Annotated in this window: 14 protein-coding genes; 5 read left to right on the plus strand and 9 right to left on the minus strand. The window is 59.6% G+C overall.

The annotated features are described in order from the left end of the window. Positions 1-200: 200 nt before the first annotated feature. From aptA to AC1DMK_RS18435, 6 genes are all read right to left on the minus strand, one after another. Entirely contained in the window at positions 201-1,529 is a 1,329-nt protein-coding gene (gene aptA / locus AC1DMK_RS18410; RefSeq protein ID WP_037058728.1) for an omega-aminotransferase AptA, read from the minus strand. Positions 1,530-1,797: 268 nt separating this feature from the next. After that, on the minus strand, positions 1,798-2,115 hold the full coding sequence (locus AC1DMK_RS18415; protein WP_037058726.1) for an ArsR/SmtB family transcription factor: 318 nt from the start codon (positions 2,113-2,115) through the stop codon (positions 1,798-1,800). Positions 2,116-2,215: 100 nt separating this feature from the next. After that, complete coding sequence (locus AC1DMK_RS18420) at positions 2,216-2,971, minus strand: pyridoxamine 5'-phosphate oxidase family protein (RefSeq protein WP_037058724.1); 756 nt, start codon at positions 2,969-2,971, stop codon at positions 2,216-2,218. Between the two features lie 31 nt (positions 2,972-3,002). Next, positions 3,003-4,052, minus strand: a complete 1,050-nt coding sequence (gene choV / locus AC1DMK_RS18425) for a choline ABC transporter ATP-binding protein (protein WP_037058723.1) — start codon at positions 4,050-4,052, stop codon at positions 3,003-3,005. Next, positions 4,049-4,894 (minus strand): choline ABC transporter permease subunit, encoded by an 846-nt coding sequence (gene choW / locus AC1DMK_RS18430; RefSeq protein ID WP_037058721.1) that lies wholly within the window; start codon positions 4,892-4,894, stop codon positions 4,049-4,051. The genes choV and choW overlap by 4 nt, the downstream gene beginning before the upstream one ends. Before the next feature lie 81 nt (positions 4,895-4,975). Beyond that, positions 4,976-5,932, minus strand: a complete 957-nt coding sequence (locus AC1DMK_RS18435) for a choline ABC transporter substrate-binding protein (RefSeq protein WP_037058720.1) — start codon at positions 5,930-5,932, stop codon at positions 4,976-4,978. 236 nt (positions 5,933-6,168) lie between these two features. Between AC1DMK_RS18435 and AC1DMK_RS18440 the strand changes: the two genes are divergently transcribed. The 3 genes from AC1DMK_RS18440 (at position 6,169) to AC1DMK_RS18450 (ending at position 9,141) form a co-directional block, all read left to right on the plus strand. Next, positions 6,169-6,771: a thymidine kinase gene (locus AC1DMK_RS18440; RefSeq protein WP_037058719.1), complete on the plus strand. Its 603-nt coding sequence runs from the start codon at positions 6,169-6,171 to the stop codon at positions 6,769-6,771. Positions 6,772-6,838: 67 nt separating this feature from the next. Beyond that, positions 6,839-7,912: a hypothetical protein gene (locus AC1DMK_RS18445; RefSeq protein ID WP_037058917.1), complete on the plus strand. Its 1,074-nt coding sequence runs from the start codon at positions 6,839-6,841 to the stop codon at positions 7,910-7,912. Positions 7,913-8,010: 98 nt separating this feature from the next. Then, complete coding sequence (locus tag AC1DMK_RS18450; RefSeq protein WP_477860931.1) at positions 8,011-9,141, plus strand: DUF2333 family protein; 1,131 nt, start codon at positions 8,011-8,013, stop codon at positions 9,139-9,141. Positions 9,142-9,147: 6 nt separating this feature from the next. Here AC1DMK_RS18450 and AC1DMK_RS18455 read toward each other — a convergent pair whose 3' ends face one another. Together AC1DMK_RS18455 and AC1DMK_RS18460 are read right to left on the minus strand one after the other, a co-directional pair. After that, complete coding sequence (locus AC1DMK_RS18455; protein WP_477860934.1) at positions 9,148-9,867, minus strand: LuxR C-terminal-related transcriptional regulator; 720 nt, start codon at positions 9,865-9,867, stop codon at positions 9,148-9,150. A 287-nt stretch (positions 9,868-10,154) separates the two neighbouring features. Continuing rightward, positions 10,155-10,667 (minus strand): TIGR00645 family protein, encoded by a 513-nt coding sequence (locus AC1DMK_RS18460; protein ID WP_037058716.1) that lies wholly within the window; start codon positions 10,665-10,667, stop codon positions 10,155-10,157. 151 nt (positions 10,668-10,818) lie between these two features. Here AC1DMK_RS18460 and AC1DMK_RS18465 point away from each other — a divergent pair, with 151 nt between their 5' ends. Together AC1DMK_RS18465 and AC1DMK_RS18470 are read left to right on the plus strand one after the other, a co-directional pair. After that, positions 10,819-12,498: a formate--tetrahydrofolate ligase gene (locus tag AC1DMK_RS18465; protein ID WP_477860937.1), complete on the plus strand. Its 1,680-nt coding sequence runs from the start codon at positions 10,819-10,821 to the stop codon at positions 12,496-12,498. A gap of 98 nt (positions 12,499-12,596) precedes the next feature. Continuing rightward, positions 12,597-12,857 carry a hypothetical protein gene (locus AC1DMK_RS18470; protein WP_477860939.1) on the plus strand — a complete coding sequence of 87 codons (261 nt, stop codon included), beginning with the start codon at positions 12,597-12,599 and terminating at the stop codon, positions 12,855-12,857. 84 nt (positions 12,858-12,941) lie between these two features. Here the strand turns inward: AC1DMK_RS18470 and AC1DMK_RS18475 are convergent, their stop codons facing one another. Further along, on the minus strand, positions 12,942-13,781 hold the full coding sequence (locus AC1DMK_RS18475) for an extensin-like domain-containing protein (protein ID WP_477860940.1): 840 nt from the start codon (positions 13,779-13,781) through the stop codon (positions 12,942-12,944). Positions 13,782-13,884 lie beyond the last annotated feature (103 nt).

Below are 13,884 nucleotides of genomic sequence, written 5' to 3' on the forward strand. Positions count from 1 at the left end.
CCCAAGTCGTACAACAACCCTCGAGGGGATGCGCCAAGAGACGACGGATCGCGCGCGGCGAATGCGCCCGCCTGCCATATTTGGCTTCGATGGGCACATGGCAAGTTTCTTAGGAATTTACCGCCGATTACGCAAGAAGATAAAGAAATAGGGCTCGCTTTTGCCTGAAATGACAAAAAACGAGCCCCGGAAGGTGTCGTTTAGATGTTGTTTTGCAGAATTTCGCGCAGTTTGCCGAAAAGCTCGTCGATGTGGTGCTTCTCAATGATCAGCGGCGGCGAGAGTGCGATGATGTCGCCTGTCGTGCGGATCAGCAATCCCTTTTCGTATGCCTTCAGGAAGGCGGTGAAGGCGCGCTTCGTCGGCTCGCCGGCGATCGGATCGAGCTCGATCGCGCCGATCAGGCCGGTGTTCCTGATATCGATGACGTTCGGGCAATCCTTTAGCGAGTGCAGTGCCTCCGCCCAGTAGTCCGAAAGCTCGTTGGCGCGGGTGAGAAGGCCCTCTTCCTTGTAGACGTCGAGCGTCGCCAAAGCCGCGGCCGAGGCGATCGGGTTGCCGGAGTAGGTGTAGCCGTGCATGAACTCGATCATGTGTTCCGGGCCTTCCATGAAGGCATCATGGATCTCGGAGGTGACGAAGACCGCGCCCATCGGGATGACACCGTTGGTCAGGCCCTTGGCTGTCGTGATCATGTCCGGCTTGACGTCGTAGTACTGGGCAGCGAAAGGCGCGCCGAGGCGGCCGAAGCCGGTGATGACTTCGTCGAAGATCAGCAGGATGCCATGCTTGGTGCAGATCTCGCGCAGCTTCTGCAGATAGCCCTTTGGCGGGATCAGGACGCCCGTGGAGCCCGAAACCGGCTCGACGATGACGGCGGCAATGGTGGAGGCGTCATGCAGCGTGACGATGCGCTCCAGCTCGGACGCGAGGTCGCCGCCATGTTCTGGCTGGCCATTGGTGAAGCTGTTCTTGCCGGGCTGATGGGTGTGCGGCATGTGATCGACCCCGGTCAAGAGCGTGCCGAACATCTTGCGGTTGGAGACGATGCCGCCGACGGAGATGCCACCGAAGTTGACGCCGTGATAGCCGCGCTCGCGACCGATCAGGCGGAAGCGCGAGCCGTTGCCCTTCACCCGATGATAGGCGAGGGCCACCTTCAGCGCGGTTTCCACCGATTCTGAACCGGAGTTGGTGTAGAGAACGTGGTTCATGCCTTCCGGCGCGAGATCGACCAGACGGTTTGCCAGTTCGAAGGCCTTGGGGTGGCCGAGCTGGAAGGCGGGCGCGTAATCGAGTTCGCCAGCCTGCGCGCTGATCGCTTCGGTGATCTTCGTACGGCAATGGCCGGCATTGACGCACCAAAGGCCGGCGGTGCCGTCCAACACCTGGCGGCCGTCATGGGTCGTGTAATACATGTCCTTGGCGCCGACGAAGAGCCTGGGCTCCTTCTTGAACTGACGGTTCGCGGTGAAGGGCATCCAAAAGGCGCGAAGGTCGTTTGGCGTGGCATTGAGGCGGTTGGACATGCTGTTCTCCATGGCCGTTTCGGAGGCCGTTCCCGGTATTGGCTAGCGAAGCACCGTTATTTTTACTGCCCGGTCAAATTATCAGCGCATCCGGGGGCGTCAAGCCGCGGACCGATGACTTTGCGTACCGGCGGCAAAAGTACGCACCACAACAAAAAGACCCGGCAAACAGAGATTTGCCGGTCCCGAAATATGACGACAGATTGAAAACAGGTGCCTCTCTTTGGGAGAGACTTGCAATCCGACCGCCCCGTCAGCGGTGTTCTTTTCAGGCTGCGGATTTGGCGCGGACCGGCTCGGCGTAGATTTGGGTCAGCGTTTCGAGGATACGGATAACCTGATCGGACGTGCTCGAGTAGTAGATCGTCTGCGCATCACGGCGCGTCTTGACGAGCTTCTGCGCTCGGAGCTTCGAAAGATGCTGCGACAACGCCGATTGGCTAAGGCCGACCTCGGTCGCCAAAGCGCCGACCGGAATTTCGCCCTTTACCAGATTGCAGAGAATAAGAAGCCTTTTGGGATTTGCCATTGCCGATAATAAAGCTGCCGCAACGTTTGCGTTTGCGGTCAAATCAATTGTATCCATAATCGTCTTCCCGATGTGAAACTGTTTTCAAAAACGTATGCGTCTGCCTCAAATTGACAGACGCCGAAAACTATCAACACCGTCTCAAGATTGTATATAGCTAAATTTGAGGTATTGCGTATTTTATGTTAGATATATGTGAATAAAGTTCTTCGACCGACTGCGCAACGGTTTCAAGTTCGTAGCGCAACAGGACTTCACCTGAAATAAGGTCAAAACCACCACAATCCAATCCGTAAATGCCCCAATTTTCACGGGCTGCGCCCTTCAGCGTGAGAGCTGCTTGTCTTGCAAGAGCGGGGTGCATAGCCAGCAGATCGCGCAGTATCTCCACGTCTCGGGTCGCCAGTGTCTCGTTGGCACTCGAGCGAATTATCAGGTCGGCACCCTCCAGAACATAGGCCCGGCCGAACCCGCCGTTCATGCTCGCCGATTGAGGCACAAGCCGGAAGAAACGGAAATCCGGGAAGTCGATATAGAGTTTTGCCTTGGCGTGGCGGTTTAGAAAGCGGTTCCGTATTCGTGCGTGGACCGTGCCATCGCGCTCCACCGGTTCGGCGAGGCACTGCGTCGTCAGCCGCGCATAGGCCAGCGGGTCGCCTTTGCCGGGTTCGCCGGTCAGCAACGATGCCCGGGGGTCGCCGTCCAGCGCGCGGGTGTGCGCCGACAGGCCGGATACGAGAATGACGGGAACGCCATCGATGTCGGTGCCGAGGAGAACGCGGCTCGCGAACGGAAACCCGGTCTCGGGGTCGAGAACGGCAATGGCGCCATAGCGGGCGGCGCGGAGAAGGGTGCGAGCAAGCTTGCGCGCCTCTCCGTCCGTTTCCCTGAGAACGGAAGCTTGATCTTTCATATCCGCTTTCTGGCGGAAGTGGAGGATCGGATCAAGCCTGTTCTTTTCGCCTGTGTTGCGTCAGGCCGGCGACGATATCCTGAGCCGAGATGGTGCCGATGACTGCGCCGTTTTCGACAACGCCGATGCTGCCTGGCTGACGCGCCAGCGCATCCAGAATGTCGATCAGCGGCGTCTGGGCGCGTGCCGTTCCGCTGACGCTGCCGGACACAGCATTGCCGAGACCCGGCTGCATCACATCCTGCGCCGTCAGCATGCTGATCGGATTCATATGCTGGACGAAGTCGGCAACGTACTGATCCGCAGGGTTCTTGACGATATCCTGAGGCGTTCCGCATTGGATGATGCGCCCGCCTTCCATGATGGCGATGCGATTGCCGATGCGAAAGGCCTCGTCGAGATCGTGGCTCACGAAGAGGATCGTCTTCTTCAATCGCCGCTGGAACTCGAGAAGCTCGTCCTGCAAGCGCGTGCGGATCAGCGGATCGAGAGCCGAAAACGGCTCGTCCATCAAGAGGATCGGCGCACCCGTCGCGAAGGCGCGGGCGAGCCCAACGCGCTGCTGCATGCCGCCCGACAGCTCGTTGACCTTGCGGTCGGCCCATTTCGTCAGGTTGACCAGCTCGAGCTGTTCGCCGACCCGTTTCTTGCGCTCGGATTCGGCCATGCCGGCGAGTTCGAGCCCGAAGCCGACATTGTCGGCGACGGTGCGCCAGGGGAGCAGCGCAAACTGCTGGAACACCATCGAGACCGTGTGCATGCGCAGGTCGCGCAGACCCTTGGCACTGGTCTTGTACGGATTGACGGGGCCGGTGGCGGTCGACACCGAAACCGTGCCGCGTACCACGGGTGCAAGCCCGTTGACGGCGCGTAGCAGTGTCGATTTGCCGGAGCCGGAGAGGCCCATGAGGACCAGGATTTCACCTTCCTCGATGGAAAGCGAAGCGTCGGCGACGCCAAGCACCAGGCCGGTCGCAGCGCCGATTTCGTCACGTGTCTTGCCCTGATCTGCGAGCGCAAGGGCATTCTCCGGTTTATCGCCGAAGACGATGCTGACATTGTCGAAGCGAACCGCGGTCATGTGCCGTCTCCTTCACCCGCCGCGCGGAACATTCGGTCGAGAATAATCGCCAGGATGACGATGCAGAGACCTGCCTCGAAGCCCTTGGCGATGTTGACGGTATTGAGGGCGCGCACCACCGGCACGCCGAGGCCCTCGGCGCCGACGAGGGCTGCGATGACCACCATGGAGAGCGACAGCATGATCGTTTGCGTCAGGCCCGCCATGATCTGCGGCATGGCGAAGGGCAGCTCGACCTTGCGCAGCACCTGCATCGGTGTGGCGCCGAAGGACTCGGCAGCCTCGACCAGGGAAGGGGGCGTCGAGATGATGCCGAGACGGGTGAGGCGGATGGGAGCAGGGATCGCGAAGATGACGGTTGCGATCAGGCCGGGCACCATGCCGAGACCGAAAAGAATAAGGGCTGGAATCAGATAGACGAATGTCGGAATGGTCTGCATCAAGTCGAGAATGGGACGCAGCAGGGAATTGACCCAGGGGCGGCGAGCGGCCGCGATGCCGAGCGGAATCCCGACGATCATGCTGACGAAGGTAGACGCGAGCACCAGCGCCAGTGTTGCGGTCGTCTCTTTCCAATAGCCCTGGTTCATGATGAACAGCAGCCCAAGACAGGTGAAGACCGCGACGACCACCGAGCGGCGCAGCCAATAAGCAATGGCGCTGATCCCGAGGACGACGATCAGCGGGTGTGGCTTCTGCAGTATGAACAGCAGACCGTCGATGACGTGCGAGAGAACGAAGGCAAGCTGGTTGAAGAACCAATCGGCGTTGGAAGTCAGCCAATCCACGAAGGCTTTCGCCCAGGGGCCGATGGGAATTTTAGCGTCGGTGATCCAGTTCAAGGGCTCGCCTATCCAGAAAGAACAACAACAATAGCGATGATAGCGGAAGCGGGGCGGCGCACGCCACCCCGTTCGTCGCTATCAGAGGCCGAGGCTTTTCTTGACGACCGGAAGGCCGTCGCCGCTGCCATCGCGCGTTTTTACCCCGGCGAGCCATGGCTCGATGGCCGACGGGTTGGCCTTCAGCCACTCTGTCGCGGCCTTCTCAGGGTCCTCGCCATCGTTCAGGATCTTGCCCATGATCTGGTTTTCCATCTCGAGCGAGAAAACCATGTTCTTCAGCAGGGCGCCGACGTTCGGGCAGTCGTTGAGATAGCCTGCGCGGATGTTGGTGAACACCTTGGCGCCACCAAAGTCCGGCCCGAAGACATCATCGCCGCCCGTCAGGTAGGTGAGCTTGAAGTTCTCGTTCATCGGATGCGGTTCCCAGCCGAGGAAAACGACAGCCTTGCCTTCCTTTTCGGAGCGGGCGACCTGGGCCAGCATGCCCTGTTCGGAGGATTCGACGACTTCCATCCCCTTCAGGCCGAAGGTGTCCTTGTCGATCATGTCCATGACGAGGCGGTTGCCGTCATTGCCCGGTTCGATGCCGTAGATCTTGCCGTCAAGGTCGTCCTTGTGGGCGGCAATATCCTTGAAATCCTTGATGCCGAGTTCCGCGCCCTTGGCGTTGGTCGCCAATGTGTATTTTGCGCCGACGAGGTTCGGCCCGAACGATTCAACCGACTTGTCGTCGAGGAACGGGCGTACGTCCTTTTCCTGCGTCGGCATCCAGTTGCCGAGGAAGACGTCCATGTCCTTGTTCTTCAGCGACTGGTAGGTGACCGGTACGGAAAGAACCTTGATGTCGGGGGTGTAGCCGAGGCCCTTGAGGACGACTGCTGCGGTTGCGGTGGTGGAGGTGATGTCAGTCCAGCCCACGTCCGAGAAATGGACGGTGGAGCAGCTGTCCGGATCTGCTGCGACTGCTGCGGTTGCGACAGCGAGAGCGGCAACTGCGGTGGCGGTGATCAGTTTGAATGCGCTTGTCGTTTTCATCTACAGACTCCCAGTCTTTCGTTCCCAAGCCAATCACCAATAGCTGAGTTTTACAAGCGACCACAGTGCGTTTGCGCCGCTTCGCCGTATCCGATTGCGACGTGCTGCATATTTCCTGGATTGCTGGGATTTCAGGGACTTCGATGATTTTCGTGCTTAAATTTCCTGTGGCTAACAAAATGCGGGGCTTTTCTTCGCGGTTTCGAGCTTTCAAGAACGAAAACACGGAGAAAACGATGGCAAAGCTCTATTTCAACTACTCAACCATGAATGCCGGCAAGTCGACGATGCTGCTGCAGGCCGCCTACAATTACGAAGAGCGGGGCATGCGCGCCGTTCTCCTGATCGCCGCATTCGACGAAAGGGCCGGCAAGGGCGTCATCGGGTCGCGCATCGGGCTTCAGGCCAACGCCGTCGCGTTCGAACCCGAAGCAGATCTGTTTGCTCTGATCGATGGCCTCAGCCGTGAAGGCGAGCCGATTGCCTGCATCTTTGTCGACGAGGCGCATTTCATGACGCGCGCGCATGTCTGGCAGCTTGCACGCGTTGTCGATCGTCTGAACATTCCTGCCATGGTCTACGGTCTCAGGACCGATTTCCTGGGCAAGCTGTTTCCTGCTTCCGAGGAACTCATGGCGATATCCGACGAGATGCGTGAGGTCCGGACCATCTGCCATTGCGGCCGCAAGGCGACGATGGTGGTGCGTCTCGACGCGAAGGGAAACGTGGCGCGGGAGGGAGCGCAGATCGAGGTCGGTGGCAATGAAAAGTATGTCTCGCTGTGCCGCCGCCACTGGGATGACGCCATGAATGGTGAATGGATTGCCGAGGCAGTTTGACCTGCCGCTGTTTTCTTTGTGCGAGCGAAGGGCTAGTTTCAAGCCAATCGATTCCTGGGGTCGTCTGGTGCGCAAGCCTTTCTCGTTCGACACGACATACCAATCCGCTTGCGGGCTCGCGGAGGTGCTGCCAGGGGCGGCTGCCGCCTGCACCGACTTCATCGATGAATTCGCGCGTCGGTCGGCGGAGGTGGATGACGAGCGCTTCCTGACTGAAAACCAACTGTTCCAGGCCTTTGTTGCCGACGGCACCAGGTTTACGGATCTGCTTGCCGAGCTCGTTTCCGGTCTCGACGTGCTGACGGTAAAGGTTTCCGCCGATCTTGACAGCTTTCGCGGTCTTACAGCGACCGAGCGGCTTATTGGACGTTTCTCGCGCCAGCGCATGTGGCGCCGCCACGGCGCACGCGTGCGGGCCGCACCCGTGGTCGAGCGGCTGCGCGATCTCATGTACAAATCGGATGCCGTTGCCGGGTTGATCGCACACTATCGCGCCGCTGCGATATCCGCGCACAAGGTGGCGGAGAGAGGACTGGTCGACATCGTGGGACGCCGCCGGCGGCTTGTCGACGAGATCGACATCGCCCGTCTCCGCATCAAGGAGCTCAATGCGAAGGCGCTGACGACGCAGGGCCGGATCGGCCTCTATGGCAGCAAGGTCGAATGGGACGGGATGGAGCAGGCGCGCCAGACATTGAAGGCGGAGGCTGAGCGCATTTCCGCTCAGGAACATGAGATGCGCGACGAAAGCCAGCGTCGTGAACGGTTCATCGGCATCTTCCAGCTCCTGGTGGATGCGCTGAACAGCCACGTCGGACGCTGCAATGCCCTCATGCGCAAGCTGACGATCGACACCGAGGAGCGGCTGCTGATCTACGAAGCGCAGGTGGATACCGATATTCCGGGATCGAAGGTCCAGATCTCGACGGAGCTGTTTCCGAATATTGCCGACGCCATCACGCTCTTCGAGCGCAACATGCTGTTGCCCCAGGAGCTGGAACAGCGCAAGCGCACCGCTGACGCTGCCTTCGACAAGAAATTTTCGGCCTTCGCGCACAAGGGCGAAGGCGAGCCGGGCGCGCCGCTCATCGACACCACGAAAATATCATCGCGGTTCCGCTTTCGCCTGCCGCGGCCGTAGCGTTCGCCGAAGAAACAATAATATCAGCGTCATGTTGTGATTTCGCGGACAAACACATATGTCAGTGCGATGGAACCCTTGCTGCATAGGAGTGGACGATGCTCGACGGGATCGCCGGTTTTTTCAGGTGGCTCGGCCGGACAATCGGTCGCTGGGCGCGGGTTTTCACGGCGTGGGCTCTCTGGCCGTTCCTCGCTGCACATGGCTGGTACGCGCGGCGCACATGGATGATCCGCCTGCCGATCATGGGCCTTGCAGCGCTGGTCGTCGTTCTCTACGGCTATTTCGTCTGGCAGACTCAATCCTGGTCCGGTTTCAATCCTTCCTTCGTCGATGAGTACCGTCTATCCGAGCGTACCGTCCCGGCTGGAACGGAGATCCCCGCTGTCGCCGGTGCCGCCGCCTCGACTGCCAAGACCTGCCAGCGGTCGGCGATCGTCGACGTCGCGGCTGATCTTACAGATTTCAACGTCAACCAGAATGCGTGGATCTCTTCCATGCTGCTTTATCGGCTTGGATTTTTCGGGATCGACTGGGACCATACGCCGTTTCTCGACAACAAGGCTTCCTTCCAGCGCGGCGTTAACCAGGCCGTTCGACGGACGGCGGTGGAGCTCGTCGATTCGCTGGGCCGGGTGCGTGGCACATCGGGGATCAACAACGACCTTCAAAACGCCCGCGGAAACCTGCAGTTCGACGAATACAGCTGGTATTTCGGGCTTAATCCGTTCGGCCCGAAGACGCCGACGCCGAGCTATTACCGGTCGGCGATCGAAAGCCTGCGAAAGTTCAATGCGGATCTCGCCAGCTGCGACGCCGTGTTCGACGGCCGCGCAGACAACCTGATCCAGTTCATCGATCGGATCGCGAACGATCTCGGCAGCACCTCCGATGTTTTGGCGGAGCGTTCCGCGAACCATTCGCGCGGCTGGTTCGATACACGCGCCGACGACCGCTTCTGGTTCGCCTACGGCCAGCTGTATGCCTACTACGCCATCCTGAGTGCTGCCCAATCGGATTTTTCGCGGGTCGTCGCGGAGCGCAATCTAGGGGCGATTTTCGGGGCTACCATCAAGCAGTTTCAGGCAGCACTGCAGATCCAGCCGGCGATCATCTCCAACGGCCGCGAGGACGGCTGGATCATGCCGAGCCATCTTGCAACGATGGGCTTCTATATATTGAGGGTGCGTTCGAACCTGGTCGAAATCCGCTCAGTGCTCGACCGCTAGCCTGGATCAGTTGATCAGCTTCAGGCGGATCGCCTTGGCGACCAGCTGCGTGCGGTTGACGCAATCGAGCTTCTTCATCGCACTGGTCATGTAGGCGTTCACCGTGTGATCGGACAGCGACAGGATCTGGCCGATCTCGATGGAGGTCTTGCCCTGTGCAGTCCAACGCAGCACTTCCCGCTCGCGGACTGAAAGCGTGGGATGGCCGATTGCATTGGAGGATCTTAGCCGATTGTGGGCGTCCAGCACATGCAGCATCACCATGGTGAGCTCGTTGACCTCCATTTGGCCAGGCAGCGCGCGCTTGCCTGCCAACCTGAACAGCAGTCGATTGCCATCCGTGGCGCGGGCTGGAATGGCGATGCCGATCTCCATGTCGAAGGCGTGTTTGAGGTTCCGCAGCTCTGGTGGAAGGACGCAGGCCGCGTCCGACAGGTTCCAAAGCCTAGGCACGACGGACTCCGGCATCTCTTTCGAGAATACGGGCAGCTGCATGAAGCGGGCACGATCGAACTGGTTGACATAGGATGGAGGAAGCGAGGTCTCGATCAGCAACGGCTTGAGCATGACACTATCGGGCGATGGCGCGTCCATCAGCGTGACATACCTGAAGCCGAATGCATCGGACACGCGATTGAGGACTTTCGCAAACGCTGCCCGGGTTTTGACCGCGGCAATCTCTGCGGTCAAAAGCGATTGCCTTTCCGAGGTAGTTACGTAAGACATCAACGAGTCCCTGTCCGCCTGCATTTCGGATCATAAGATATGCGTCGTGCCATATTGGCTAGCCGGAATTGACGTCTTTGACAGTGATTAAATTGCGTTGTCGTGATTTTAACCACCGGTCGCTTCTACTGGTTGTTTTTTAGTGACACTAAAATCAACCGACGCGTGCGAGTGTTTCAATTCACGCGCAGGTCGCGAACGCACAAGACAACAGCAAGGGCTTCAGAGAGGCTATTTAGCGGTGCGCAACGTATCACCGGCAGCCAGTCCAGCCGAATCGGTTCCCGCTAGATCTTGTCACCGCCCTTGGCTTTCTTCATCAACTGCTCGAGAAAGCCGAGCATCACGGCGGAGACGACGAATGCGATATGCATGACCGTCAGCCACATGATCTGGCCATCCCTGTACTGGTTCACGTTGAGGAACACCTGCAGCAGATGGATGGACGAGATTGCGACGATCGAGGATGCGACCTTGATCTTGAGGCTGCCGGCGTCGAGCTTGCCGATGAAGGAAACGTCGTCTTCGCTCTCGTCGAAGCGGCTGACGAAATTCTCGTAACCTGAAATCATGACCATCACGATCAGGCTTGCAACCAGCGCCGCGTCGATCAGGCCAAGCATGGCAAGAATCATTTCTCCCTCGTCGAGCAGGAACACATTGCCCGCGACCTTCATGAACTTGAAGCCGAAGGAAACGGCATAGACGGCCAGCGCCAGGGCCAGGCCGATGTAAAAGACGACGAGAATCCAGCGGCTGGAAAGGATGATGCGCTCGATGACGAGTTCGAGTGATTTCATGTGCTGCCCTCGCAAATGCAGAATCGATGGCCGGTGATAAACGTCACCGAGGTCTTTCGGCAACCGCGGCGCCCTTCAAGTTTCGGTATATTTCGCTATTCGGTTGAAATAGATCTGGTGCCGGTAGACGCGCAGGCGATAGGGGCAGGACATGGCAGAACACAAATCCGACATCGAGATCGCGCGCGCGGCGAAAAAGAAACCGGTCTTCGAGATCGGTGAGGCGCTCGGCATTCCGGCCACGCATCTCGCACCCTATGGCCACGACAAGGCAAAGATCAGTGCCGCGTTCATCGCCGAGCAGGCGGCAAGGCCGGACGGCAAGCTGATACTGGTGACCGCGATCAATCCGACGCCGGCAGGCGAGGGGAAAACGACGACGACGGTCGGCCTCGGCGACGGGCTGAACCGCATCGGCAAGAAGGCCGTCGTCTGCATCCGCGAGGCGTCGCTTGGACCCTGTTTCGGCGTCAAGGGCGGTGCGGCCGGCGGCGGCTATGCGCAGGTCATCCCGATGGAAGACATCAACCTGCATTTTACCGGCGATTTCCATGCCATCACGTCCGCGCATAACCTGCTCGCGGCGATGATCGACAACCATATCTACTGGGGCAACGAGCAGGACATCGATCTGCGTCGCGTCACATGGCGGCGGGTCATGGACATGAACGACCGGGCGCTACGTCAAATGGTCTCTTCGCTCGGCGGTGTCGCCAACGGCTTCCCGCGCGAGAACGGTTTCGACATCACCGTCGCGTCGGAGGTGATGGCAATCCTCTGCTTGGCGAGCGACCTCAAGGATCTGGAGACGCGGCTCGGCAACATCATCGTCGGCTACCGGCGCGACAGGACGCCTGTCTATGCCAGCGACCTGAAGGCCGACGGGGCGATGGCCGTGCTGCTCAAGGATGCGATGCAGCCGAACCTCGTGCAGACGCTCGAGAACAACCCGGCCCTGGTTCATGGTGGCCCATTCGCCAACATCGCGCACGGCTGCAACTCGGTGATCGCGACGAAGGCGGCGCTGAAGCTCGGCGACTACGTGGTGACGGAGGCAGGTTTCGGGGCGGATCTCGGGGCAGAGAAGTTCTTCGATATCAAATGCCGCAAGGCCGGGCTGAAGCCGGCTGCGGCGGTCATCGTCGCGACGGTGCGCGCACTGAAGATGAACGGCGGCGTGGGGAAGGAAGAGCTTGGGACGGAGAACGTTGCTGCCTTGAAAAAGGGATGCTCCAATCTCGGCCGGCATGTTGCCAATGTTCGCAAGTTCGGTGTTCCAGTGGTCGTCGCCATCAACCACTTCGTGTCGGATAGCGAGGCGGAGATCGCCGCCGTAAAAGAATACGTCTCGCGCCTGGGGGCGGAAGCGATCCTTTGCCGTCACTGGGCCGAGGGCTCGGCAGGGATAGAGGAGCTGGCCTACAAGGTCGTCGAGCTGGCGGAATCGGGACAGGCGAAGTTCGAGCCGCTCTATCCCGACGAGGTTTCGCTGTTCGAGAAGATCGAGATCATCGCATCCAAGATCTACCATGCAGGTGAGGTGACGGCTGACAAGGCGGTGCGCGACCAGCTCCACACCTGGGAGGAGCAAGGCTATGGCCATCTGCCCGTCTGCATGGCGAAGACGCAGTATTCTTTCTCGACGGACCCAAACCTGCGCGGTGCGCCAGAGGGGCATGTCGTGTCTGTTCGCGAGGTCCGCCTGTCGGCCGGCGCAGGCTTTGTCGTTGCCATTACAGGCGAGATCATGACGATGCCCGGCCTGCCCAAGTCGCCTTCGGCCGAACGGATCTACCTGAATGATCAGGGGTATATCGAGGGGTTGTTCTGATCGCGGGTTAGGCGGCGCGGTCCTTCGGTGACGAGATCAGGGACAACCGGATCGCGAAGCGCCGGGTCCGCAGTGAAACACTGATTGGAGATGGGATCATGCCGTTTTCAATGCGTTCCAGACGCTATGTCGTCGTCGCAGCGATGCTTTTGCTGGTCTTGTCAGATGCTTCCGTCGCCGACGAGCCGGTCCTTGCGGTGCAGAGCATGGCGGATTTCATCAAGAGCAATCCGGACTGTATGGAATTCAGCGACCAGTGCTCGATCTGCGCCTTGGTCGACGGGAAACCCGCTTGCTCCACCCCAAAGATCGCCTGCATCAAGAAGGCCTATGTCTGCACGCGACGCCGGGATCCGTGACCAGGCAAGTCGAACTCACACAGCGAAAACGCCTGTTCCTGCAGCCGGAGCAAGCGTTTCTTGATGCGGCTTCGCGATATTTCGTCAATGGCAATAGCGGTACCCGCCCTTGCGCTCGATCACGTCGAGATGGAAGTGGGTTTCGTGCGCGGCATCGCTTTCCGGATCGAGCACGGTCGTGAAATAGAGGCAACCTGCCGCACTGACGGTGCGCTGGAAGGCACCGATCAGGGTTGGATCTTCCCGACGCGGCTCGACGGCAATGTCCTTTCCCTTCTCGAAACTGAAGCTTGCGATATCGATCGCATTGCCACGGGCATGCTCTGAAACCTTGCCGGTCTCGGCGCCGTTTCGCAGCCGGCAGATGTAGGACGAGGCTTGGTTGATGGTGGTTATCCTGCCCTGTTCCGCTGCGGCGACGGCTGCGGCAGGGATGACGCTCTCCTTCATCCAGCGTGCCAGCGCCAGCGCCACCGGGCATCGGAAAACGCCGTCGGGCTTCAACTTGACCCCTGGCAGCGCTTCTGAAACCTTGATCGGTTTGTCGATGCCGCAACCGTTGCCACCGTCGATACGGGAAATATCCTCGAAGACCACGCCGAGGCTTCGAAGCTCGACCTCGCATTCGGAGTGCTCGTCATCGCTTTCGGAAGCGATCGTCAGGTGCTGCTCTTCCAGCGTCTGTTGTGACGGAAGTTTCGGTCCCTGCTTTTCCGGCTCCGCGGTAGCCTTGTCGGCTGGCGCCGCGGGGGAGGCCGGGCTGGCTTCCCCGGAATCCGGCTTCGGGGCAACTTCGATTTCGGCCGGTTTTTCCTGCTGTGCGCCGGGCTTGGCTTGAGGGGTCGGCCCCGTTGCCGGCAATTGGGCACCGGTCAGTACGGTGAGGCATATAAACGCCGTTGCGATTGCGAGTGTTTTCTTCACGCGTCCATCCGTCATGTCGTTTCAGCGCAAGGGAAACGTACAGCGGCGGATTTCGTTGCAATTTCGCAACGTTGTCGACTCCGATGAAAACATGATTAGATAA

Source organism: Rhizobium sp. 05L419 (assembly GCF_056397845.1).